Source organism: Bartonella sp. MU37NMGALS, assembly GCF_042194015.1.
GTDB lineage: Bacteria > Pseudomonadota > Alphaproteobacteria > Rhizobiales > Rhizobiaceae > Bartonella > Bartonella grahamii.
The window spans coordinates 161798-187729 of record NZ_JBHIML010000003.1; the positions used below are offsets into that span (position 1 = coordinate 161798).

Annotated in this window: 23 protein-coding genes; 11 read left to right on the forward strand and 12 right to left on the reverse strand. The window is 35.2% G+C overall.

The window, feature by feature from the left end:
* Positions 1–257 precede the first annotated feature (257 nt).
* From rlmN to lptC, 6 genes are all read right to left on the reverse strand, one after another.
* Entirely contained in the window at positions 258–1484 is a 1227-nt protein-coding gene (rlmN, locus tag ACFIJP_RS03180) for a 23S rRNA (adenine(2503)-C(2))-methyltransferase RlmN (protein ID WP_375625504.1), read from the reverse strand.
* Between the two features lie 42 nt (positions 1485–1526).
* On the reverse strand, positions 1527–2030 hold the full coding sequence (locus ACFIJP_RS03185; RefSeq protein ID WP_375625556.1) for an invasion associated locus B family protein: 504 nt from the start codon (positions 2028–2030) through the stop codon (positions 1527–1529).
* Positions 2031–3729: 1699 nt separating this feature from the next.
* The gene (ptsN, locus tag ACFIJP_RS03190) at positions 3730–4194 is read right to left on the reverse strand and encodes a PTS IIA-like nitrogen regulatory protein PtsN (protein WP_012754449.1); all 465 of its coding nucleotides are present in this window, start codon (positions 4192–4194) and stop codon (positions 3730–3732) included.
* 909 nt (positions 4195–5103) lie between these two features.
* Positions 5104–5898, reverse strand: a complete 795-nt coding sequence (gene lptB / locus ACFIJP_RS03195; protein WP_375625505.1) for an LPS export ABC transporter ATP-binding protein — start codon at positions 5896–5898, stop codon at positions 5104–5106.
* Between the two features lie 6 nt (positions 5899–5904).
* Complete coding sequence (locus tag ACFIJP_RS03200) at positions 5905–6504, reverse strand: LptA/OstA family protein (protein ID WP_375625506.1); 600 nt, start codon at positions 6502–6504, stop codon at positions 5905–5907.
* Positions 6505–6580: 76 nt separating this feature from the next.
* The gene (lptC, locus tag ACFIJP_RS03205; RefSeq protein ID WP_375625507.1) at positions 6581–7225 is read right to left on the reverse strand and encodes an LPS export ABC transporter periplasmic protein LptC; all 645 of its coding nucleotides are present in this window, start codon (positions 7223–7225) and stop codon (positions 6581–6583) included.
* Positions 7226–7409: 184 nt separating this feature from the next.
* Between lptC and ihfB the strand changes: the two genes are divergently transcribed.
* From ihfB to ACFIJP_RS03240, 7 genes are all read left to right on the forward strand, one after another.
* Positions 7410–7688 carry an integration host factor subunit beta gene (ihfB, locus tag ACFIJP_RS03210; protein ID WP_012754445.1) on the forward strand — a complete coding sequence of 93 codons (279 nt, stop codon included), beginning with the start codon at positions 7410–7412 and terminating at the stop codon, positions 7686–7688.
* 7 nt (positions 7689–7695) lie between these two features.
* Positions 7696–7992 (forward strand): LapA family protein, encoded by a 297-nt coding sequence (locus tag ACFIJP_RS03215; RefSeq protein WP_375625508.1) that lies wholly within the window; start codon positions 7696–7698, stop codon positions 7990–7992.
* A 175-nt stretch (positions 7993–8167) separates the two neighbouring features.
* Complete coding sequence (locus tag ACFIJP_RS03220; protein WP_375625509.1) at positions 8168–9103, forward strand: class I SAM-dependent methyltransferase; 936 nt, start codon at positions 8168–8170, stop codon at positions 9101–9103.
* 2 nt (positions 9104–9105) lie between these two features.
* The gene (locus ACFIJP_RS03225; protein WP_375625510.1) at positions 9106–9960 is read left to right on the forward strand and encodes a TrmH family RNA methyltransferase; all 855 of its coding nucleotides are present in this window, start codon (positions 9106–9108) and stop codon (positions 9958–9960) included.
* Positions 9950–10453 (forward strand): signal peptidase II, encoded by a 504-nt coding sequence (gene lspA, locus ACFIJP_RS03230; RefSeq protein WP_375625511.1) that lies wholly within the window; start codon positions 9950–9952, stop codon positions 10451–10453. The genes ACFIJP_RS03225 and lspA overlap by 11 nt, the downstream gene beginning before the upstream one ends.
* Positions 10454–11572: 1119 nt before the next feature.
* Entirely contained in the window at positions 11573–12346 is a 774-nt protein-coding gene (locus ACFIJP_RS03235; RefSeq protein ID WP_375625512.1) for a Bax inhibitor-1/YccA family protein, read from the forward strand.
* Positions 12347–12458: 112 nt separating this feature from the next.
* Positions 12459–13322: an endonuclease/exonuclease/phosphatase family protein gene (locus tag ACFIJP_RS03240; RefSeq protein ID WP_375625513.1), complete on the forward strand. Its 864-nt coding sequence runs from the start codon at positions 12459–12461 to the stop codon at positions 13320–13322.
* Between the two features lie 5 nt (positions 13323–13327).
* Here the strand turns inward: ACFIJP_RS03240 and polA are convergent, their stop codons facing one another.
* The 6 genes from polA to ACFIJP_RS03270 all read right to left on the reverse strand — a co-directional run bounded on the left by polA (position 13328) and on the right by ACFIJP_RS03270 (position 20147).
* Positions 13328–16237, reverse strand: coding sequence for a DNA polymerase I (gene polA / locus ACFIJP_RS03245; RefSeq protein ID WP_375625514.1), 2910 nt, complete (start codon positions 16235–16237; stop codon positions 13328–13330).
* A gap of 321 nt (positions 16238–16558) precedes the next feature.
* Positions 16559–17263, reverse strand: coding sequence for a DNA polymerase III subunit epsilon (gene dnaQ / locus ACFIJP_RS03250; protein WP_375625515.1), 705 nt, complete (start codon positions 17261–17263; stop codon positions 16559–16561).
* Between the two features lie 4 nt (positions 17264–17267).
* Positions 17268–17852, reverse strand: coding sequence for a dephospho-CoA kinase (gene coaE / locus ACFIJP_RS03255; RefSeq protein WP_375625516.1), 585 nt, complete (start codon positions 17850–17852; stop codon positions 17268–17270).
* Positions 17849–18721 (reverse strand): shikimate dehydrogenase, encoded by an 873-nt coding sequence (locus tag ACFIJP_RS03260; RefSeq protein WP_375625517.1) that lies wholly within the window; start codon positions 18719–18721, stop codon positions 17849–17851. Before ACFIJP_RS03260 ends, coaE begins: the two co-directional genes overlap by 4 nt.
* On the reverse strand, positions 18714–19310 hold the full coding sequence (locus tag ACFIJP_RS03265) for a Maf family nucleotide pyrophosphatase (protein WP_375625518.1): 597 nt from the start codon (positions 19308–19310) through the stop codon (positions 18714–18716). The genes ACFIJP_RS03260 and ACFIJP_RS03265 overlap by 8 nt, the downstream gene beginning before the upstream one ends.
* A gap of 12 nt (positions 19311–19322) precedes the next feature.
* Positions 19323–20147 carry a pyruvate, water dikinase regulatory protein gene (locus tag ACFIJP_RS03270; RefSeq protein ID WP_375625519.1) on the reverse strand — a complete coding sequence of 275 codons (825 nt, stop codon included), beginning with the start codon at positions 20145–20147 and terminating at the stop codon, positions 19323–19325.
* 552 nt (positions 20148–20699) lie between these two features.
* On the opposite strand from ACFIJP_RS03270, the gene rho reads away from it, so the two are divergent.
* The 4 genes from rho to rsmG all read left to right on the forward strand — a co-directional run bounded on the left by rho (position 20700) and on the right by rsmG (position 25926).
* A complete protein-coding gene (gene rho, locus ACFIJP_RS03275; protein WP_375625520.1) occupies positions 20700–21965 on the forward strand; it encodes a transcription termination factor Rho in 1266 nt (421 codons plus the stop codon).
* A 31-nt stretch (positions 21966–21996) separates the two neighbouring features.
* The gene (mnmE, locus tag ACFIJP_RS03280) at positions 21997–23304 is read left to right on the forward strand and encodes a tRNA uridine-5-carboxymethylaminomethyl(34) synthesis GTPase MnmE (protein WP_375625521.1); all 1308 of its coding nucleotides are present in this window, start codon (positions 21997–21999) and stop codon (positions 23302–23304) included.
* A 106-nt stretch (positions 23305–23410) separates the two neighbouring features.
* On the forward strand, positions 23411–25279 hold the full coding sequence (mnmG, locus tag ACFIJP_RS03285) for a tRNA uridine-5-carboxymethylaminomethyl(34) synthesis enzyme MnmG (RefSeq protein WP_375625522.1): 1869 nt from the start codon (positions 23411–23413) through the stop codon (positions 25277–25279).
* Positions 25279–25926 (forward strand): 16S rRNA (guanine(527)-N(7))-methyltransferase RsmG, encoded by a 648-nt coding sequence (gene rsmG, locus ACFIJP_RS03290; RefSeq protein WP_375625523.1) that lies wholly within the window; start codon positions 25279–25281, stop codon positions 25924–25926. Before mnmG ends, rsmG begins: the two co-directional genes overlap by 1 nt.
* The last annotated feature ends 6 nt before the right edge of the window (positions 25927–25932 follow it).

Consider the following 25932-nt stretch of genomic DNA (forward strand, 5'->3'; position numbering starts at 1 on the left):
AATTAAAAGGTATGGTAATAATATGGAAATTAGTTAAGACCCTTAAGACTTCATATTGCCTCTAAATGAGGTTTCCTCCTCATTTTAGAGATTACGCAAACAGACTACTATATACAATATTTTCCCCCATTGAGCATATAAAAGCTGAAACTGTTCGTCTAGCACTTATCCATCTTAATCTCTGTCTCACACATGCTATTATATGCTGATTTACTGAAAAAAAGCATAGGCTTTAATATCGCAGAAAGTTGTATTAACTAATGACCAATGGCATTTTCAAGTCGCAAACGTTCAGATTTCCGTAAACGCTCTGAAGCTGATTTAAGTTGTCCACATGCCGCTAAAATATCGCGTCCACGCGGTATCCGAATAGGAGAAGCATAGCCCGCTTGATTAACAACATCAGCAAAACGCTCGATTTGCTCCCAATCAGAACACTGATAATTGCTCCCTGGCCACGGATTAAAAGGGATTAAATTGATCTTAGCAGGAATCCCTTTCAATAACTTAATCAATCCCTTAGCATCATCTAAACTATCATTGATATCTTTCAGCATAACATATTCAAAAGTGATTCGTTTTGCATTGGAAAGACCAGGATAATTACGGCAAGCGTCCATTAATAAAGCAAGCGGATATTTTTTATTAATGGGAACAAGCATATCCCTTAATGTATCGTGTACTGCGTGGAGTGAAATCGCCAACATAACACCAATTTCTTCTCCGGTTCGGATAATTCCAGGAACAACCCCACTGGTTGAAAGCGTAATCCGACGTTTTGATAAAGAAAGCCCGTCACCATCAGAAGCAATCAATAAAGCTTTTTTAACAGCTTCAAAATTATAAAGAGGTTCTCCCATCCCCATCATAACAATATTGGTAATTTTGCGACCTTCAATGGGAACTATTGCCCCATCAGGGTTATTTTTATCAGGAAAATCACCCAAACAATCACGTGCAACCAATAATTGTGCCAAAATTTCTTCCGCAGTCAGATTGCGAACAAGCATCTGCGTTCCCGTATGGCAAAAAGAGCAAGTTAACGTACACCCTACTTGCGATGAAAGACATAAAGTACCACGTCCTTCTTCAGGGATATAAACCGTTTCAATTTCAACAGGCCTTCCAGCTCCACGCGCAGGAAAACGTAAGAGCCATTTACGCGTACCATCTTTTGATATTTGTTCTCCAACAATTTCTGGGCGCGCAATGGAGAAATGACACTTAAGTGTTTCTTGCATTGCTTTAGAAATATTCAGCATCTCATCAAAATTTGAAACGCCACGCACATAAAGCCAATGCCAAAGCTGACGCACACGCATACGCGTTTGATGCTCTGGTACACCAACTGTCTTTAAAGCCTGCACCATCTCATTTTGCGACAAACCAATTAAAGAGAGCTTAGAACTCTCCTTCACGATCACATTATCTGTTTCTCGCGCAAAACATGAACCAACTGGTCTAAGGTCATAGGAAATGGCCATTGCTTTCCAATTCACATCACTATTTTAGAAATTATCAAAACCTTAATGGCACTTTTGAGCTGCATTTAATGCAGCAGTGATCCCTTTTAAGGAATAAGTATAAGTGGTATGCGTTCCTCGTTTTGATATCGCTTTCACTGTCATATTGCTTCCTGCACGCATAGCAGAAACAAGCTGCTTTTCTAGCTCTGATGAAGCCAACCAAGCTGAGGAATCTTTCGTGAAAAAATCAAAGTCCTTACCTCCAATGGTCACTGTCACTCTCGACCCTTCTTGAAGGGTATAACCAGCCATAAACTGCGGTTCAAACGAAATAGGTGAATGAGAACGCTTGGTAACCAAGAAAAAATTATCACCATGATTAACTGTCGTTGGAAGAGCCTTCAAAGGTACCGATAACACATAGCAAATCGTATTTTTGGGCGATTTATAAGAATAGGCTCCCCACGCTTCAAATTGATTTAAACGGCTTGGCGTTTGTGCACATGCCACGCCCGCTGTAACAAGAACCATTACAGATGCAGCAATAACAGTCTTTTCAAACATCTTCATTTAGCTCACTTCTTTAGTCTCTAACAAGATTCTCTTCATTGGAAAAATTCAACAAAAACTCCTCGATATTCATGTGTTATTGTCTTAATTCCTTCAATAAGCGAAATATTTTCACACTAACCAGAATAGATTTCTACGTTTCATTGTGACCTTTTAATCGTTACCAAAACATAAACTTCTTATTCAATAATCACATTAAAAAATAACATCTTCATTTTACGCTACTCATTTCGTTTTTGTATAAAAAAAGATTTCTTTAAGCTATAGAACTTCAAAACGAGATGAAAATATACCATCACTCTGTTAAGAAATAAACCATACTCTTTATGTCACAAGCAATCTGATGCAAAATTTTGAAAATACACACCGTACTCCCCGCAAAAAAGCTTAATCGCCTTACGGATATCACTCCTCGACTTTATGCATTCAATACATTTATGTTCGCAAAATACTCCATCTTTCGCCCATTATAGTGCATTCATACTTCGTATTCAATATCGTCCCGATAACACTTTTTCTCAATCTTCAAAATATCTTGTAAAAATAATAAAATATTATCAAGATATTAATAATAAAACATAAAGAATTCAGATTCTATCTCAATAATCACATACCACTTTGTTTCTTTTGATCTTATTTCCCTATATATTTTATCTCCAATTATTAATTTCTAAAATGATTTTAGTAGCTTATAATAGCTTAATCATATTATTTTAATATGTTAGACGACATTTTCCTTTCTGTTATAAAAAACTTCCTAAGAATTCTTTTGAAAAGTTTCCTTCTCTTATTTCTAAGTAATTTATCAACAAAAATATAAAACCTTTTCTACAGCAATTCTAACCTTATCATTTTTTAACAACATTTTAATCAATTAAAGTGGATCTTAATAAATCTTCCCATGCACAAAGCTGTTTCACCCAACCTAAAGCTATAACTTTCATTTTTACCCCTTTCTTGTACAGTTTTTATCCACACGCTAATTCCGTTTACAACATGCAAGAAAATGGTTTTGATTGATTCAACATAAACAGGTTTGAAGTGAGAGAATCTTACAGTATTCGCATCTCTCATCCAACATGCAAAATAGTGAATTATATTTATAAATCAATATCTTGCTATACTGAGCATACACTCTTATTTTTTCTTGAGCATTAAAATATTATCCCTAAACACTCAAACTCAACTTACGAAAAATTCGATGCATAAATAAACTTTTCTGTTGATTTCTTTCCCGCTTTCAAAGGACGAAGATTCTTAATCCAATCTGGACTGAAAAAGTTTGGATTCTTGTCGAGCAGTCTACTCTTGTCTTCCTACTTATTTGATTTACTTAACCAAAAGCTCTACAGACAAGTCCTGCTTAAGAATATTTACCACACATTCTAAAAGCATTTAATATATTAAGAAGACTTACATGCCTTATCTCTCCACACCTCAAATGATGGCTTTTTACAGTATAACAGGATAAATGAATCCACGAAGCATAATGTTTAGATGCTTTAATATACAAGAACAAGAAAAAACAAGTACTTCGTTTTGTTACTTGCTCTTTAAAAAGAAAGTTCGCTTAGAAACGATTTCTCAAAATTGCATGACATAACCTTTTGTTATCAGTCTTTTAAGATAAAAATTATATTATTTTCTACGTTCCGTGGTGTATACCTTGCAACTTATGCACTCATAATATCTTCTAAGCTGCATTTGATTCTGAAGTTTGAATCAGTAAAGCATAAAGCGCATTAGCATTATGCGTATTGCGCAACTTTTGCACAACATCAGTGTGACGCAAAACACGTGCGATCTGTGATAAAGCTTTTAAGTGATCCGCACCAGCATTTTCAGGTGCTAAAAGGAGAAAAACGAGATCTATAGGTTCGTCATCGAGAGCTTCAAAATCAACAGGACTTTCAAGACGTGCAAATATACCAATGATCCGATTAATATCAGGTAATTTTCCATGAGGAATTGCAATACCTCCGCCCAAACCCGTTGAACCAAGCTTCTCGCGCTGTAAAACAACATCAAAAATCACATGCTCACTAAGACCTGTTAGCTTGGAAGCTTTTTCGGCTAAAATTTGCAGAACCTGTTTTTTCGAATTAGCCTTAAGAGCCGGAATGATCGCTTCCGGTGCTATTAACTCACTCAAATTCATACTTTAATTTTCCTCTTACACGCTAAAATGCTCATCAATAAACCTATAAACAGTATAGATACTTAATGTTCTTTCACTTTTCGCAACATCGCATGTGTTTTTACTTTTCAATTTATAATGGATGATGGCTCAATACATCTCATATCACTTCTATCACAACAATAAATAGTATTCGGATCATCATTAACGGCATGAGAAACCAAAGAAATGAAGTTGTTCATAAAGTTAATTTCCTTACGACTCTAGAAAAGGTCATTATTCATAAATTTATTAAACTTGTCATAAGAGTTGATGTATAATTCGCCATCAGAGTTTTTCTTTCTTTAAAAATGAGCCCTTAAATTAAGATGAAAAGCATACTGAGCAAAATGGACCTTTACTTTGAAAATTATTGTATAGCTTGAACATCGCCTTATAACAAGAATATAAAGGTTTTTAGAGATTTAATGATTAGTTTAAAAGATTTATAGATTTATCCTGATATCTGTAGCCCAGCTCCTATTTTCAAATAGGCCATATAAACCAATAAAATACGACAACTCCTATTGAATAACCGCAATATATAACCGGTGCTCCCATCAAAATACCTAAAACAGCATCATCGATATATTATTTGATTCGACAGAGAAAAATATGATAAATATCTCTTACCTTTCAATAATGCACGCATTTATTAAGAGCTTCGTTTATCACTCATTATCAAGTTAATCTAGTGATATCTTTCTATAATACAATCATGAGCAAGCTAAACTTATAAAACAACAAATTAACCTCTAATGATGAAGCCTTTTTCACCGCTCAATAACAACATTAAGGTTATAGTCATAAAAGAAGTTTTGGCATAAATAAGGAGATTTTCAGTAATAATGTTTGGTTAAATTTAAATGGAAACTCGTGAAAGCTGTAAAATCAAAGAGAAAACTGATTTCCCAAATAAATTCTGCGTACATCAACGTTGTTGATAATATCATTAGGACAACCATGAACTAACACCCGCCCTGTATGAATAATATAAGCGCGATCGACAAGCCCTAATGTCTCACGCACATTATGATCCGTTATTAAAACACCAATACCACGCCTAGTTAAATGACGAATAAGTTGTTGAATATCGAAAATAGCGATAGGATCAATTCCTGCAAATGGTTCATCAAGTAACATAAAATGGGGACGAGAAGCTAAAGCGCGCGCAATTTCAAGTCGCCGACGTTCACCTCCAGATAACGAAAGTGCAGACATTTTACGCAAATGATCAATTTTAAATTCATGTAAAAGGCTATCTAATTCTTCACGTTGTTTAAGGCGATCTTTTTCAACGACCTCTAAAACAGCTTTAATGTTATTTTCTACTGAAAGACCACGAAAAATCGAAGCCTCCTGTGGAAGATATCCAATACCTAAACGCGCACGTCGATACATCGGAAGATGCGTAATATCAAATCCATCAATTTTAATGGATCCTCCATCAGATTTTATGAGCCCCATAACCATATAAAAACAAGTTGTTTTACCTGCCCCATTAGGCCCTAAAATGCCAACGGCTTCTCCCGTACGAATGCCAAAAGAAACACCATTAACAGTTCGTCTTCCTCGATAAATTTTAATCAAGTTACTGGCAATCAAGGTCCCTTTTAAGGGATTTTTTGAAGCTTCACTTTCAAGATTATACCTATCGGTCTGTTTTTTTCTTTTGATTCCAAACATGAAATCTTAATGGCCATTCTTTTGATTTTGTTTTAAAATAATAGAAACACGACCTTTTTTCTTAGGCGTCTCACAACCTTCTAAAAAAGCCTTTCCGCTTTCCATATTTGCCGTTAGTTTGCACCCCGTGGCCACATTGTCACCATCAGTTAACACAACATGACTCCCTGTCAAACTCATTATTTTTGACTTTCCATCAAAAACGCCTTTATCACCCGTAGCAATTTGCGTAGCAATTTTTATATAAACTTTTCCTAAAGCTTCCATTTTTTGTATACTCGACGAACCAAATAAAGAAACAGATGATGCCTTTGTATCTTCCTTGTTTTTATCAATTTCTTTATGTGCTTTATCGTAGTAAACAACTAATTTTGCCGTTCTTAAAAGACGTTCACCTTGCACCACTGAAACATCACCTTTAAAAAGCGCTATCCCTTCTTTATCACGTATTTCCAAAGAATCTGCATGAAGTTCTACCGGTTCTTTGTCGCTTGATAAACTTATTCCAAAATGAGCCACTTCAGCATATCCTAAAATTGCTCTTCCTCCTAACATTCCCATGCTAAAAGCTAACGTCACACCTATCCATCTTTTGTACGATTTCATTATTTCAATTCTTCTGTTTATATATACACATACTTCTCTTTATAAATATCCTTTGAAGATTCAAATTGATATTACGTCATTGCTTTTGAAGCACTAAATGCACACCACCATGGAAATACATGTTTTTTCCTTTTTCTCGAATTTGTAATGCATTTGCGGCAAGATGCAAACCGGCTTGCTGAATATTAACACGTTGGTCTGTTTTTAACTGTCCCTCGGATAAATTAATACTCGCTGACATAAATTGTGCCATCATCCCATCATTCGTCGTAATGGTGAATGGCTTGTCCAACTGTAAAAAACCATTAATATTATCGTACCCCCCCCCTTGTGCTGCAAGAAAAACCTGTCTTTGTTGACCCATAAATGCTTTAGCTGTAATGTTTTGTAATCCAATCATTCCAGAGTGTGTATGGTCTTGAAATGCTTTTTCTGCTTTAAGCCAATAAGGTTCATGAGCACGCGTATACCCTTCTAACTTTGGATTGAGCATCGTCAAATTCACCACGCCACTTTCTTCATTATTCAAAGGCATAGAATCAGAAGTAACGGGAACCAAGAAAAACGTAAACCAACAAAAAACCAGCGCTGAAATCAACGCTAAGAGAGGTAAAAAAAATTTTAATATGCTAACGCGACGCGAATGACGGGATGCTTTTTTAAAAACATCTCCGAAAGATGATTGCGTCGAAAAGGCTTCATAATGATTGTGTACGGACATACTCTCCTAATCTCTTAAATACTCCGCATTTTTAATCTGTATAACCTTTATAGAAGGTATTTTCAAATTTTGTTTCTTGCAATTTGTTTTTTCTTCGTTTTATTTTGCTTTTATCCGTTTATATATTGTAATATGTATGAAGTGCACAATTACAAAAAAATTTTTGTGTGAAAGTGAGGCTATTGTGGTAAAATCAGAGCTTGTGCAAATTATCGCTCGTCATAACCCGCATCTTTTTCAACGGGATGTGGAGAATATTGTAAACGCTATTTTTGAGGAAATTTCAACAGCACTTGCAAATGGCAATCGTGTTGAACTTCGTGGATTTGGAGCTTTTTCTGTAAAAAGCCGTTCAGCCCGTAATGGACGTAATCCACGAACAGGTGAAGCTGTTTCTGTTGAAGAAAAGTGGATTCCTTTTTTTAAAACTGGCAAGGATTTACGCGACCGTCTTAATCAGTGAGAAACTTATGATAATTAAACGTATTCTTCTAACAAGTATCGGTGTGATTCTTGCAGCTTTTTTGATTGTTTTTATCGTTGCTAATCGTCAAATGGTTCCGTTAACCCTTGATCCTTTTCGAGCAGATTCTAAAAGTTTTACTTATCATGCTCCCCTCTTTATATGGCTCTTTATTTTCTTTGGTTTTGGTATTTTATTAGGGAATCTGATCAGTTGGTTTTCCTATCACAAATACAAAAAAGCTCTCAAAAAAAGTAACGCCGAGATAGAGAAATTGAAAACGTCTATTACAAATCTGGTGTAATGGTATTTTAATTAAATCTTTTCTCTTCTCTCTGTATTTTATATTCAGTACAGAGTTAAAGGTGCTCTTTTCTTTTTTATACATATTTTAATTGGCTTTAGCTCTTTTGCACTTTTACGAAACACTTAAGAACTTTATAATATATTTTCATACCTCATATACCGTGATACAAAACATGCCCGCACAATGCTTTCAATCCTCCTCCCATAACAATAGATATCCGCAGGAAAAGTTGCCCCTTATTTTAGAAACAGGTGTAAGTGAAAACTATGCTCTCATTGATTCTGGTCATGGACAAAAATTAGAACGTTATGGAGCTTACCGCATTATTCGACCAGAAGGTCAAGCACTATGGAAACCCGCTTTACCACAAAAACAATGGGCTGATGTTGATGCTATTTTCACAGGAAACCGTGATGAAGAAGGGGTTGGTCGTTGGCATTTTCCTAAAAAGCCACTTGATGAAACATGGACTCTTTCTTGGAATGGATTGCCTTTTCTAGGCCGTTTTACTTCCTTTCGTCATGTGGGGGTTTTTCCTGAACAAGATGCCCATTGGCGCTCTATGGAAAAACAAATTGTTAAAGCCGAACGTCCTATAAAATTGTTGAATCTTTTTGGCTATACAGGTATTGCCTCTTTGATTGGGGCACGAGCGGGTGCGAATGTTACCCATGTTGATGCTTCTAAAAAAGCCATTGCGTGGGCAAAAGCTAATCAAGAAAAAGCAGGATTACCAGATCATTCTATTCGCTGGATTTGCGATGATGCTATGAAATTTGTCGAGCGTGAACTGCGTCGTAAGAAAAGCTATGATATGATTCTTCTTGATCCCCCTGCTTATGGGCGTGGACCCCATGGTGAAATTTGGCAACTGTTTGATCATTTACCCGCTATGATCACAAATTGTCGTAAACTTCTCTCTGATAAACCGCTCTCTGTTGTCCTTACAGCTTATTCTATTCGTGCTTCCTTCTTTGCACTTCATGCTTTAATGCGTGATGCATTTGTAAATCTTGGTGGTACGGTCGAATCAGGAGAACTCATTTTGCGTGAAGAAGTTGCAGGACGTGCTCTTTCTACTTCTCTTTTTAGCCGTTGGATTGCTTGAATATGTGTAGACCCAAAACTGGTAGAGTGAAAGAAATTACCTCTCTTAGCAACCCCATCATAAAAGATCTTAAAGCACTTAGCCAAAAGAAAAACCGTAATAGAGAAGGTCTTTTCATGGCAGAAGGATTGAAATTGGTCATTGATGCTCTCAATCTCGGCTGGACAATACAGACGCTTATTTTTTCTAAAAGTAAAATCGGTAATGCCGCTATCGAAAATACTGCCGCACATGCTGTAGCCAACGGTGGTTTTGTTATTAAAGCCTCACAAAAGGTTATGGAATCACTTACCCGACGCGATAATCCACAAACAGTTATTGGTATTTTCAAGCAAAAATGGCACTCTCTTGAAATGATAAAAGGACAGATTAAAGATGTTTACATCGCGCTTGATCGTGTACGTGATCCTGGAAATCTTGGTACCATTATTCGAACTGCTGATGCTGTAGGTGCTAAAGGTGTTATTTTAATTGGCGAAACAACAGACCCTTTCTCGCCTGAAACGGTCCGTGCAACCATGGGATCTATTTTCTCTGTGCCACTTTATCGTCTTGATGAAAGCGCCTTTTTAAACTGGTCTGCTCACTTTAAAGGTATGATCGTTGGAACACATCTCAAAGGATCTCTGGATTATCGCACACTTGATTTCAAAAATGGCCCTATTATCCTTTTAATGGGGAATGAAAAACAGGGATTATCAGATCTTCTTACAAATCGGTGTGATAAACTTGCGCGTATTCCACAAAGCGGACGCGCAGACTCGCTTAATCTAGCTGTAGCAACAGCTGTTATGCTTTATGAAATCCGTCGCCCCTATTTAATACTGGAACCATGTGAGGAAAAATATGACGCCTAAATCACTCCCTTTTCTTCTCTTGGGTTTGGCTTTTACAGTACTACTTGATCAAGCTGTCAAATACTGGATTATGCACAATATGCCTTTAGGAACAGAAATTTCGCTTATTCCTTTTCTTTCCCTTTATCATGTGCGTAATTCTGGCATTGCATTTTCGTTTTTTTCTTCCTTTTCTCACTGGGTAATCATCGCCATCACAATCATTGTGATTATCTTCCTTCTATGGCTATGGAAAAATACTGAATATAATAAGTCTTTAATGCGCTTTGGCCTTATCCTTATTATTGGGGGAGCAATTGGCAATCTCATTGATCGTATTCGCTTTCATCATGTCACTGATTATATACTCTTTCATATTGATGATATTTTTTATTTTGCTATTTTCAACCTTGCAGATAGTTTTATCACTCTCGGTATTATTGCCATCCTTATTGAAGAATTGCGCGCTTGGATGAAAGCAAAAAATCATTCTAACAATACATCTTCTCATTGATATGCTCATTGTCTTAGAAAACAGAGATCATTGACCATCATAAGCCTGATTATAAATTGATTTTTCTTGGATAATTCTTGCAGCTAATTGTTTTTCGTGTTTCTTTTCATAAGATTATAAAATCTTATTTTTCAACTTTACACTTCTACACTTGGTCAATGCAAAAGAAATGAACTCAAATAGAAATCAATATTTTTTATCCATATGTCCTCTATCAAATTCAGAGAGAAAATATTTTACAGCATTTAAAGTTCTATTATTTGCTTAGAACATTTGCTTTTCATATGTTTTTAGTTTTTACAGGTATTGTTTTTTACAGAGCCCTTCTTAAGTGCTTCGTTAAAAAACTCTCCTTTTTTGGTTTATATATTGTTTAATAAAAAACATTTTTTCAACTATCTTCAATGGTGTCTTCTTAAATCAACCTATTGATTATAAATATAAATTACCGTTTTTCATATTGAATAAAAGCCCTTAATAGCCTAAATCTCTTTTATTTGAAATCTGTTCATGCTGAATTTATTAAAACCATGTCTCTTGCAAGACACAAGCAAGTCAATAATCTTGATTTATGTAATATAAACAGATTTGCAACCAGAGAATCTTACGATATTCGGAATATTATCTAGCATACAAAAAGACAGTTTATCATTATATCTCAATATGTTATATAAATCCAATTCAATAGCTCTTCTAACCGTGCAAAACAAGTGCAATATTGAAGATTGAAAAATAGCGTTATGATAGTTGCCGCTCTTCTCATAAACGCAAAAATAGTGGATATTTTATAAAGGATTGTATTACATAGTTTCTGTGAATAATAAAAATTTTTGAGTGTAGTCTTTATTATCTTGTAAAAATATGGCGAAAAATGGAAACATTTTTTATTAAAATGAACCATTTCCTTACCAATTTGTAAGGTTCCTTGCTTATATAAATCTCTTGTAATTTTTAAATAAATCGCCATAATAAGAGTAGGTATACTGGAATTCTGTCAGTGATTCTTAAGGGTTTTTTGTATTTGCCAAATTAAAGCTTATGCCAAGCTTATCTGTATAATGACAGAGATACTTTTAAAGCCCTGTACCTGACGGAACATATGCTAAAGGATTTTATATTATGGCTAATTTTAAAGATTTACGTTCGGCACCTGCTTCTCATGCCGATGCATCAATTGATCAGGGATTACGCGACTATATGTTGGGTGTCTACAATACAATGGCCATTGGTTTGCTTATTACAGCTGCTGCCGCTTATGCAATTGTATCATTAGCAACGACAACGGATATGGGCCAAGCAGCAGCTCAGATCAATAGCAGTGTTTATCTAACATCATTTGGAGTAACATTTTATACATCGCCATTCTCTTACATTGTTATGTTTGCACCACTCATGGCAGTTTTATTCCTCAGTTTTAAAATTAATACATTGAGTACAAACGCTGCTCGTAGCCTCTTTTTTGGTTATGCTGCTCTGGTTGGTCTTTCACTGTCTTCAATCGTTTTGCGCTATACGACAGAAAGTGTTGTGCAAACCTTTGTCATTTCCGCCGCAACTTTTGGAGCTCTTTCACTTTATGGATACACAACAAAGCGTGATCTCACAACAATCGGTTCATTCCTATTCATCGGATTGATCGGCTTGTTTCTTTCCATGATTGTGAACATTTTTCTTGGATCAAGCGCTTTGCAATTTGCTATCTCTGTAATTGGTGTTTTTATCTTTGCTGGTTTGACAGCCTACGATACCCAAAGCATTAAGTTGATGTATTATGAAGGAGATGAAAGCGACACCAGAGGACGTAAAGTTATTATGGGCGCGTTGAATCTTTATCTTGATTTCATCAATATGTTTGTCTTCTTGCTACAATTTCTTGGCTCAAACCGTGATTGATTGCAAAAATCATAACTTAATTAAAGAACCTTGTTTCTAAAAGAGACAAGGTTCTTTTGTTTTTAGTGTAAGTCTTTACCCTTTGTTTCTTAGGGACTATTCTTTTCGCAAAATGACAAAAATACCCTATAAGCAAAAATTTCCTTGGTTTACCGGTTTTATCCAACAAAAACTCCATAGCTCCTTTTTAAATGCAATTCACAGCCGTTCTCATCATCAATCAAACATCATCAATAAAAATAGTAATTATGATCTGACCGTTGCTTCCTATAATGTGCATAAATGTGTAGGTGTTGATAAAATTTTTAATCCTACAAGAATTGTCCGTGTTATTACTGAATTACAAGTTGATATCCTTGCTCTTCAAGAAGCAGATAGACGTTTTGGAGAACGCATCGGTTTGATTAATCTTCAGCTATTAAAAGCTGAAACCGGTTTGATTCCTGTACCTCTTAATACTATGTCACCTCATGGACATGGTTGGCATGGGAATGCTCTCTTTTTGCGAAAGGGATATGTACGTGATACTTTACAAGTCACTCTTCCTGGTATTGAACCACGTGGGGCTGTAATTGTAGAGTTGGAAATGGCAGCAGGCCCTATTCGTATTATTGCGGCTCATTTTGGCTTATTACGTTACTCTCGTAAACAACAAACAAAAATGCTCCTTGAAATTTTCCAAAAACGCTCCCTTATGCCTACACTCCTCATAGGAGATTTTAATGAATGGCGGATGGGAAAAGGCTCATCTTTAAATCATTTTTTCCCCTATTTTGATAGCACTTTTGAAGTTGTACCAAGTTTTCCCTCTCGCTTTCCTTTTTTAGCCCTTGATAGAGTTTTTTCTTTTCCACACCAATTGGTAACAAGTATTGAAAATCATCATTCACCGCTTGCACGCATTGCTTCAGATCATTTGCCTATCAAAGCCTATCTTAATCTTTCCAACGCAATCAACATTCTTAAAAATAAATAAAAAAATTAATGTGCTTCATCCCAATTTTGAGCCGTCATGACTTTTACTTCAAGCGGTACAGATAAAGATAAAACCGGCATTGTAGCATTTTCCATAACATTTTTAACAACAGCCATGGTTCTTTTACTTTCTTCTTCTGTTACTTCAAAAATCAGTTCATCATGCACTTGCAGCAACATTTTTGCTGATAGTTTTTCTTCTTTTAAAGCATCTTCCATATGTATCATAGCGCGGCGAATAATATCAGCTGCAGAACCTTGAATTGGAGCATTGATAGCTGCTCGCTCATTAAGAGAACGAATTTTTACATTCTTTGCTTTTATTTCTGGATAATGGATACGACGTCCAAAAATTGTTTCTACATAACCATTTTCACGTGCAAAGATTTTGGTCTTCTCCATATAATCTTTAATTCCTGGAAATCTTTCAAAATACAGTTGAATATAACGACCCGCTTCTTGGCGTGAAATTCCCAATTGATTGGCTAATCCAAAAGCTGAAATACCATAAATAATACCAAAATTAATCGCTTTTGCACGCCGTCGTATATCTGAATGCATTCCTTCTATCGCAACGCCAAACATTTGTGATGCCGTTATAGCGTGAATATCATGCCCTTTAGCAAAAGCTTCTTTTAATGCTTTTATATCCGCAATATGTGCAAGAATGCGCAATTCAATCTGACTATAATCAGCAGAAAGTAACACATGTCCTTTGGGAGCAATAAAAGCTGTTCGAATTTTACGCCCTTCAGCAGTCCGCACTGGAATATTTTGCAAATTTGGCTCTGATGATGATAACCGCCCTGTTGATGTTATTGCCAAAGAATAATTCGTGTGAACTCGCCCTGTTTTTGAAAAAATATAAGAAGGCAAGGCATCTGTATAGGTAGATTTTAGCTTTGCAAGTTGACGCCACTCAATAATTTTACGCGGCAAAACATGACCTTCAGCAGCCAACTCTTCTAAGGTCTGTGCAGAAGTTGACCATTGTCCACCCTTAGTTTTAGCGCCTCCAGGTAATCCCATTTTGCCAAAAAGGATATCCCCTAATTGCTTTGGCGAAGAAAGATTAAACTTTTCATCAGCTTGTTTGTAAATTTCCTCTTCTAAAATCAAAGCAGCTTGTGCCAATTCTCCTGAAAGACGCAATAAAATCTGCCGATCAATAAGAATCCCACGTTCTTCCATTTTTGCAAGAACTTCTACAAGGGGTCGATCAAGACGCTCATAAATTTTTGTCATTCCACGAGCAACAAGTTGCGGTTTTAATACTTGCCAAAGGCGTAGCGTTATATCAGCATGTTCCGCCGCATAAAGGGTTGCTTGTTTTAAATCTACTTGTGCAAAAGAAGTAATTTTTTTTCCGTTATGCGTTAAATCTTTATAGGAAATTGGTTTATGCTCAAGCCAACGTTCAGATAAATCATCCATATTATGGGTTAATGTTCCAGCATCAAAAGCATATGATAAAAGCATGGTATCATCAAAAGAGCTTATCATAATGTCGTATTGCTTCATCACCAACCAATCATATTTTATATTCTGGCCAATTTTTAACACCGATGAATCTTCTAATATCGGTTTTAAAAGTGCTAAAGCTTTTCGGGTCTCAATCTGCGAGGCAATGCGCCCGCCCCTCAAAAGGTCCTCTTCTCCTTCATCAAAATGTTCAAGAGGTATATAAGCTGCTTTTTCTGGCTGTAATGCGAGTGAAAAACCAACAAGCTTTGCTTGCATCGGATCAAGAGATGTTGTTTCAGTATTAAAAGCGAAAAAACCCTGCTCTTGTGTTTGTGATAACCAATCTTTTAAAATTTCCTCATCAAGAATTGTTGTATAAGCATCTCTTGTAATTTTTTGAGTCAGCGCTTGATCTTTACGTTTTTGTGCAAAAACTTGTGGAGAATTTTCAGAAAAATTATGAAGAGATGCGCGCTCAGTATTATTGATATCAGAATCATGCCTGTGGCTCAGTTTTTCCCATTCAACATCTATATCAAGGGCATCAATAACAGCTGCATCGCATGACGTTGCCTCTGCCACGCGACGCGTTAATGTTGAAAATTCCATCGCTTTCAAAAAAGCAATTAAACGTGGACCATCTTGTGGCTCCAAAACAAAATCATCTAAATCATTATCTATAGGAACATCTGTTTTAAGCCTAACAAGTTCACGAGAAATTTTAACTTGTTCTCTATAAGCTTGAATGTTTTCGCGTCGTTTTGTTTGTTTAATTTCTGTTACGTTTTGCAATAAAAGATCAAGAGAATCAAACTGATCTAACAACTGAGCTGCAGTTTTGGGACCAATACCTGGAATACCTGGTACATTATCTGTTGAATCTCCAATTAATGCTTGTAAATCAATCATTTTTTCAGGCGCAACACCCCATTTTTCTACAACTTCTGAGATACCTATATGTTTGTCTTTCATTCCATCATACAAAGATACATGCGTATTTACGAGTTGCATAAGATCCTTATCAGAAGAAATAATGGTTGTTTTTGCCCCAACCTTTGTTGCCAATTTTGCATAGGTAGCAATCAAATCATCCGCTTCAAAGCCTTCCTTTTCAATACAAGGCAAATTAAAAGCCTTCGTTGCTTGGCGTATTAGCGCAAATTGAGGAATTAGATCTTCAGGAGGTTCAGCGCGATTCGCTTTATATTCAGGATAAATTTGTTTCCGAAAAGTATCAGATGAATAATCAAAAATAACAGCAAAATGTGTTGGAACAATATCAGTAGCTGTATTACGAGCATCACAAAGTAATTTCCATAACATATTGCAAAAACCAGCTACTGCTCCTACAGGAAGTCCATCCTTTTTACGTTTTAAAGGCGGCAAAGCATAATAAGCACGAAAAACATAGCCTGATCCGTCAACCAAAAAAAGATGATCTGTTGCTTTCATGACAATTCTATTTCTCCATTTCAGCTAAAAAACAAATTACCTGTATATATTTTTTTTCACTTTTATTTTTATTTTTTCATTTTGCCTCTAAAAAGCCATTTTTTCTTTTCATAACACATGAAGTCGTTGCACTTTATATTAAGTACCTAGAGCTTTTCTTTGCTGTTACAGGATTAATAGCTTTCATTTTGCTCCTCCTATGATAGCTGAGGTACGATGTAGCGACAGGGTCGTTGTGGTGTTCCCCTCCCCACAACGACCATTTTTTTGACATCCATATTCTTTAATTTAAATAGTGATTTTTTTAGAGAAAAAATGATGTTATTCATGAATTTTAAAGTTATTCCACAGAGCTTTTTCACCTATCTTGTTGATAAAATCAGCGTGCAACCTTTTTTCTTGCGGACTCAATCTTGAAGGTAAAGCCTGTGGGCGAATTTTAACTGCATAAGATGTATCTTTATCATTCTGGATATGTTCAAGTCCCCTTCTGTTATCAAAACCCAATACACCTTGCTTTCCACCGATCAGTTCAATATAAACATCGGCTAAAATCTCTGCATCAAGCAAAGCACCATGAAGAACACGATGGCTGTTATCAATTCCAAAACGTTTGCATAAAATATCAAGAGAATTAGGACCCATAGGGAATTTACGCCGTGCCATAGCCAATGTATCAAGAATATTATCAACACTGATAAGCGGTTTGTTGACGCGTTTTAATTCTGCGTTAATAAAACCAATATCAAAACTCGCATTATGCGCAATCATTGTCGCACCTTTGATAAATTCCAGAAATTCATCAACAATATCACTAAAACTTTTCTCGTTTTTTAGGCGTTCATTGGTTAATCCGTGAATTGCTACAACTTCATCAGGAATAATAACGCCTTCAGGGTTTAAATAAACATGAAATTGTCGCCCCGTAAGATAACGATCAACCATTTCTACACAACCAATTTCGATTATGCGATCTTTTTCTTTATCTAAACCTGTTGTTTCTGTATCAAAAATAATTTCCCGCATGACTTCAATTCTTTAGTTTTTTTATCACATCAAAAACCTGTTGACGTGTATTCTCTAAATCTTTCCCTGTATAAATAATAAAATCAGCACGTTCTCGTTTTTTTTCATCCGGCATTTGTCGAGCATTGATAAAGGCAAATTTTTTCTCATTCATACCTTGGCGAATCATTACACGTTCTTTTTGTATTTCTGGTGGAGCAGAAACAACAATAACGCTATCCACACGACTTTCACCATTTTTTTCAAACAGAAGTGGAATATCAAGAATAACTAATTTTTTCCCTTGTTTACGCGCTATATCAATAAATTCCCTTTCTTTTTCTTGCACCAAAGGATGAATTATTTTTTCTAATGTTTGTAATTTTTCCTTATCATCAATCAAAATTTCAGAGAGTTTCAAACGGTTAACTTCACCTTTTTCAACAACACCAGGAAAAATACTCTCTATGAATGACAAAACTGGCTCACTTTTATAAAGCCGTTGTACTGCTTCATCAGCACTAAAAACAGATATACCCGCTTGCTTGAAAAAATCAGCAACTGTTGATTTTCCCATAGCAATTGATCCCGTTAATCCTATGATCTTCATTCTTTCTTTTCACTCATATCCTCTAAAATAGCTGTCCGTAATGTTTTTGTTACCTGTGGTCTTATTCCAAACCACTGTTCAAACCCTATAACAGCCTGATGTAGAAGCATCCCAAGTCCATCAACCGTCTTGAGATCACAAGCTTTTGCCTGTTGTAAAAAAGGAGTTATTAATGGTGTATAAATAATATCTGTTACTAACGCCGTTTTTTTTGCTTTATGAAAATCGCAAAAAAAAGAATCACTTTTTTCTTCTGGATTTTTTATGCCAATAGAGGTTGTATTAACAATCAAATCAGCTTGATGAAGTATTTCATGGATTTTATGCCAATCGTAAACTTTAATGGATTTTCCAAAATGCTGAGCTAAATTATCAGCGCGTTGTTTTGTACGGTTAATCAAATAAATCTGTTCAAATCCGCGTTTTTCTAAGGCATATATGATAGCGCGTGCGGCACCACCTGCTCCAAAAACAAGAGCTGTTTCTCCTCCCCAATCAGATGCAAAATCATCAAGATTAGCGCTAAAACCATAGGCATCGCTATTCGTGGCACAAAGCTTATCTCCTTCATACCAAAGTGTATTAACAGCACCAATCATTGTTGCTCTCTCATCTTTATAATCTGCTAAACGAAAAGCTTCCTGTTTATAAGGCAAAGTAACATTTCCTCCACAAAAACCTATTTTTTGTAAAGATGCAATAAAATGACTGAATTTTTCAGATGTTACTTCTTGTGCAAGATATTCTCCTTGTAAACCATATTGTTTAAGCCAAAAATTGTGAATTTTAGGCGATTTTGAATGATGAATTGGAGAACCAACAACAAAAGCACGCGGATAATTTATTTTTTTTATTGTTAAGTCAACCATCAATAATTCCTAAATGACGCAGTTTTATGAGTAGAGGCAGCAAAGGTAAACCAACAATGGTAAAAAAATCTCCTTCAATTTTTTCAAAGAGATGAATCCCTTCCCCTTCAATTTGATATACTCCCACGCTGTTTAGAACATCTTTTCCTACGCGTGCTAAATAATGTTCAATAAATTCTGACGAGAGCAAACGGACGGACATATGTGCACTAAAAGCTTCAACCCAAATTTTTTGACCATTTTTAAATAAAGCTACCGCACTATGAAGAGAATGGGTTTTTCCTGATAACTCACATAAACGTTGATGTGCTTCCTTAATATTTGTTGCTTTGTGAAAAACTTTACCTTCCAAATCAAGCACTTGATCACAACCAATAACGAAAGCATCAGGAAAACGATCTGAAACATTTTTTGCTTTTGCACTCGCAAGAAAACAGCTGAGTTCTTTAGATGTTTTTTCTTTTGCTTTTTTTTCTACTTCTCTTTCATCAAAAGAAGCTCCTTCAATGAAAAAATTTAAACCTGCTTTTTTTAATAATTTTGCACGATAAAAACTAAGAGATGCTAATATTAACGTATCTGCGTTCATGAGAATTTTCTCTCATTTTCCTTCACGAAATCGTGATAAAAGTTCAAATATTGCAGCAGCAGTTTCTTCAATAGAGCGTCTTGTGACATCAATAATAGGCCAACCAAAACGTTCGCAAATGCGTTTTGCATAGATTAATTCTTCAGCTATGTTGATACGATTTGTATAACTATCAAGAGCAAAACCTTCTCCCAAATCTCGATTTTGACGAATATGTGAGATTCTTTCAGCTGAAGCAATTAAACCAATAATTAAAGAATTTTTTGCCTCTAAAAGGGATTCTGGCAAATCAATATTAGGAATAAGAGGAACATTAGCCGTTTTTATTCCGCGATTTGCTAAATAGATACTTGTTGGCGTTTTAGAGGTTCTTGAAATTCCAACAAGGATCACATCTGCTTCGGATAAGCTACTGGAAGACTGTCCATCATCATGCTCTATTGTAAAATCCAGTGCTTCAATACGGCGAAAATAATCTGCATTAAGATCATGTTGTGCGCTCGCACGTAAATGTGTTGGCATTCCAAGGTAAGACTGAAAAGCATTTAAAACAGGATGCAATATATCAATACAGGGAACTTTTATTTTTTTACACTTTTTTTGAAGGAGAAGTTTAAATTCTTCATCAATCATTGTGTAGAGAACAATACCTGGCTCTTGTTGTATTTCATCAAGAGCTTTTTGTAACTGTATTTCATTACGAATCATAGGATAGATATGCTCTGTTACCTGACTCATTGTATACTGCGATGCTACAGCTCTTCCAACAGAGATTAATGTTTCTCCCGTTGCATCAGAAAGCATGTGTAAATGAAAGAATTTTTTTTCTTTTGTCACAAAAATTTTAACTCCTTGTTAAGATATGTGTATATATCTTTACCGTTTTTTGTAAAACTAAAATTTAGGAAAAATTCTCCGTTTTTATGCACAAATTAAATGCTTATGATAATTTTATACCTCTTATAAAAAAGAGGGGATAATATCTTTAAGATAGTGTTATTTTTATTCTTTTTTCAGTTCCTTGTGTGGATAAAATTGAGGATAAATAATAATCCACACTAAACACAGTTATAAATAAGAAGAATCTCCTTTTTAATATAAATTTATTAATATAAATTTCTGTAAAAAATACTTTTGAATAGTCTTTGATTAATGCTATAATCTTAAATTATATTTTTGTTATAAAATAAATTAAATACTATTTGTATTTTATATTTTTCAAGTTTTTCATATAATTACTTAATATTACAGGGATAAATTTCATATAAATGGTACTTGCAGATTAAAAAAATTGAGTGTAAAATATTTCTCTTCTTAAGAATATTTCGTTCATAAATTTCCATAAATTATTTAAGATAATCTTCTCCTTAATTACAAAGAGCATATTTCATGCAAAAAATGAAACTACAAGAACTTAAAAGCAAAAATCCCGTTGAACTTGTTTCTTTTGCTGAAACATTAGAAGTTGAGAATGCCTCTCTTATGCGCAAACAAGAATTAATGTTTGCTATCTTGAAAAAACTTGCTCTACAAGATGTAGAAATTATAGGAGAGGGTGTTGTTGAAGTTTTACAAGACGGATTTGGTTTTTTGAGATCTGCTGACGCTAATTATCTTCCTGGTCCCGATGATATTTATCTTTCACCAGCACAAATACAGTCATTTTCTTTAAAAACAGGCGACACCATTGAAGGTCCTATACGTAGTCCAAAAGAGGGAGAACGTTATTTTGCTCTCCTTAAAATTAATACAATTAATTTTGAAAAAACTGAAAAGATTCGTTATAAAATTCACTTTGATAATCTTACTCCTCTTTATTCAAATGAGCGTTTCCAAATGGAAATACAAGATCCTACAGAGAAAGATATGTCATCACGCGTGATTGATTTGATATCTCCATTGGGAAAAGGACAAAGAGGGTTAATTGTTGCTCCTCCTCGGACAGGAAAAACAGTTTTACTTCAAAATATTGCTCATTCTATTACCACTAATCATCCTGAATGTTATCTCATTGTTCTTTTAATTGATGAACGACCAGAAGAAGTTACAGATATGCAGCGTTCAGTAAAAGGAGAAGTGGTTTCTTCTACTTTTGATGAACCTGCAATACGTCACGTACAAGTAGCAGAAATGGTCATTGAAAAAGCCAAACGCCTCGTTGAATATGGACGCGATGTTGTTATTCTTCTTGATTCTATTACACGTCTTGGACGTGCATATAATACAGTTGTTCCTTCTTCGGGGAAAGTTTTAACAGGTGGTGTGGATGCAAATGCTCTCCAGCGTCCAAAACGTTTTTTTGGTGCAGCACGTAATATTGAAGAAGGTGGATCTTTAACCATTATTGCAACGGCTTTGATTGATACAGGAAGTCGTATGGATGAGGTTATTTTTGAAGAATTTAAAGGAACAGGTAATTCTGAAATTGTTCTTGATAGAAAAGTTGCTGATAAGCGTATTTTCCCTGCTATGGATATTTTAAAGTCAGGAACGCGTAAGGAAGAACTTTTGGTAGAACGACAAGATTTACACAAAATTTTTGTTCTTCGTCGTATTTTAGCATCTATGAATGTAACAGATGCAATTGAATTTTTGATTGATAAATTAAAGCAAACAAAAAACAATAGTGAATTTTTTGATTCAATGAATACGTAGAGTCATTAAAGTTTTTATTAGGATAAAACCTGTGGATACAATCTTTGCTGTTTCGAGTGGATTGTTACCTTCAGGGGTTGCAGTCATTAGGCTTTCTGGTCCTCATGTTGTGGATATAGTTAAAACGCTTTGTGGTCGTTTACCTAAAGCACGTTTTATGCATTATGGAAATCTTACTGCTCGTGATGGGAGCTTTTTAGATTCTGGTTTAACTGTTTTTTTTCCTGCTCCTCATAGTTTTACGGGGGAAGATTGTGCAGAATTCCATTTACATGGAGGAAAAGCCGTTGTTAGTCGTTTTCTCGATGAATTGTCGACATTTTCTGGATGCCGTATTGCAGAAGCAGGTGAATTTTCACGTCGTGCTTTTATGGAAGGAAAATTAGATCTTGTTCAAGCAGAAGGTCTTGCTGATTTAATAGAAGCAGAAACGGAAAGCCAACGGCGTTTAGCTGTTATGGGTACAAGTGGACATTTAACGACGCTTTATCGTAATTGGCGTCATAAGCTTATGAAGGCGCGTGCTTTTATTGAGGCAGAACTTGATTTTGTTGATGAAGCAGATATTCCCAACGCAATATCTGATAAAGTTTGGAAAGATGTTGAGGATCTTTGTACTTCTATTCGTGAATATATTATTGAAGGAGAGCGTGCGAGTATTTTACGTGATGGATTAAAAATTGTTATTGCTGGTGCTCCAAATTCTGGAAAATCAAGCATTATGAATCGTCTTTCAGGAAGATCTGTTGCTATTGTAACGGAAGAAGCAGGAACAACCCGTGATGCTTTAGAAATGAGAATTATTCTTGGTGGTTTACCTATTTTTTTAACGGATACTGCTGGTTTTAGAAAAACAGAAAATAAAATAGAACAAATGGGAATAGAAGTTGCTAAACAGCATGTTAGGGAAGCTGATTTAGTTATTTTGGTTTATGATATAGGAAATCCTGAGCAAGTTGATTTACCAGAAACATCGGCTGAAATATGGTGTGTTGGCAATAAGCTTGATCTTTATGAAAAAAATGATCAGCATTGGTCTATACAATTTTCCGCATTAACTGGTTTAAATTTTGATTATTTTATCAAAGAACTTGAATCATTTTGTCATCATCGTGCTTCTGAAATTGGAAATATTGTTCCGGCGCGTAAAAGACAACTTCAATTATTAAAGGAGGCTGTTAAAGAGATTGAATATTCTCTTAATTATCATTCTCTTGATCTCAGTTTACGTGCAGAACATCTCCGTTGTGCAAGTGATTTTATTGGAAAAATTACAGGAGATATTGATGTTGAAGATTTGCTTGATATTATTTTTTCAGAGTTTTGTGTTGGTAAATAATGATTCACGTGAAACATTGATTATTTAATAGACAGATTATAAAGATTATGTAATTTATATACTGTTTCACGTGAAACCTTAGAATATTTTCTACGGAATGAATTAAATGCAATCATATGATGTTGTTATTGTTGGTGGTGGTCATGCTGGCTGTGAAGCGGCTTCAGCTTCAGCGCGTGTAGGAGCCAAAACAGCGCTTGTTACACATAAAATATCAGCACTGGGAACAATGTCGTGTAATCCTGCTATTGGTGGTCTTGGAAAAGGGCATCTAGTTCGTGAAATAGATGCATTAGATGGTCTCATGGGAAGAGCAGCAGATGCTGCTGGAATTCAGTTTAGACTACTTAATAGACGTAAAGGACCGGCAGTAAGAGGACCACGGACGCAAGCGGATCGACAACTTTATAAAAAAGCAATTCAAAAATTATTAAAAGAACAAGAAAATCTTACTCTTATTGAGGATGAAGTTATTGATCTGGTCGTTAAAGATAATTGTGTATCAGGTGTTATTTTAAAAAAACAAGGAACAATTTTATCTGGTGCTGTTGTTTTAACAACAGGGACATTTTTAAATGGCTTTATTCATATTGGTGATAAAACATGGGCTGCTGGACGTATGGGAGATCAGTCAAGTGTGCAACTTGCTAAACGTTTAAAAAATTATCATATAAAATTTGGTCGATTAAAAACAGGAACCCCTGCTCGTTTGAGTAAAAAAACAATTTCTTGGGATCATCTTCCAAAACAACAAGCAGATGAAAATCCCATTCCCTTTTCTCTTTTAACAGAGAAAATTGAACAACCACAAATTGAATGTGCAATAACACGTACAAATGAGAGAACACATCAAATTATTCGCGAGAATATTTATCGTTCTGCTTTATATTCTGGAAATATTGAAGGGTTAGGACCACGTTATTGTCCTTCTGTTGAAGATAAAATTGTGAAATTTGGAGAACGTGATGGACATCAGATCTTTCTAGAACCAGAAGGATTAAATGATGATACTGTTTATCCAAATGGTCTTTCTACTTCTCTTCCTGAAGATGTACAAATTTCTCTATTGAAAACCATTGAAGGGTTGGAAAATGCTGTAGTTTTGCAACCTGGTTATGCTATTGAATATGATTTTGTTAATCCACAACAATTAACGAGAAGCTTAGAATTACGTTCTTTACCGGGTTTGTTTTTAGCAGGCCAAATTAATGGTACAACAGGATATGAGGAAGCAGCAGCACAAGGACTTTTAGCTGGGTTAAATGCGGCACGTAAAGTAGGTAAATTAGATGAAATACTTATAAGTCGTTCTACCGCTTATATTGGTGTTATGGTTGATGATTTGGTTTCACGTGGTGTTTGTGAACCTTATAGGATGTTTACATCACGTGCTGAATTTCGTTTATCTTTACGATCTGATAATGCTGATACGCGTTTAACACCTTTGGCACAAAAATGGGGTATTGTGAGTGAAATACGTTGGGAATGTTATCAGAAAAAACAAGAACGCCTTGATCAAGCACGATCAATATGTCAAAATCTTTTTTTAACACCCAATGAAGCTTCTGCTCATGGATTACACGTTAATCATGATGGAATTCGGCGTTCCGCTTATGATTTTCTTGCGTATCCTCATATGACTTTAGAGCGTCTTTCAGATTTTTGGCCACAATTACAAACGGTTGATTCTAAAACAGCAGAATCTTTAGAAATTGAGGCACAATATGCGGTTTATTTAGATAAACAAGCACAAGATATTGCTTCTCTTCAGAGAGATGAGCGTTTAGAAATTCCTTCTTCTCTTGATATTCAGGCAATTTCAGGTCTTTCAAATGAACTTAAATCAAAAATTCAAGAAGTGTCGCCGCGTTCAATTGCTGATGCACAAAAAATTGATGGCATGACACCCGCCGCGTTATCGCTTATTATTACATATATTCAACGTCAACGACGTGAAAAGGCTAAAACAGCTTAATGGATTTTTCTACAGAAAAAAAATATCAACAATTATTAAATATTGTTCCTTCTGTTTCACGTGAAACGATGGAAAATTTAATTCAGTTTGAGTCTTTAATACTTCAATGGAATGCACATATTAATTTGATATCTGCTACAACAATACCAGATCTATGGACACGGCATATTCTAGATTCAGCACAAATTTTTCCTTTGTATGCTCATTCTTTACATTGGTGTGATTTAGGATCAGGAGGAGGTTTTCCTGCAATTGTGATTGCTATCTTTTTGAAAGAAAAAAAAGTAGGACATATTAATCTTGTTGAAAGTAATGGGAAAAAAGTTGCTTTTTTGCGAACAGTTATTTCTCAACTTAATCTTCCAGCAACGGTTTATCACGCTAGAATTGAAGATGTATATCAAAAAATTCCCGTATCTGATATTATAACGGCACGGGGATTAGCGCCGCTCAATAGTCTTCTACAACTTATTTTTCCTTTATTAACAGAAAAAACAATCGCTCTTTTGCAAAAAGGTCGGGATTACGCTACAGAAATAAAAAATGCCTCTGCCAATTGGCACTTTGATCTGTTAAAACATAAAAGTAAAGTTGATGAAAATTCTGTTATTTTGGAAATTTCTCATATTCGATCATATAGAGGGTAGAGCAAA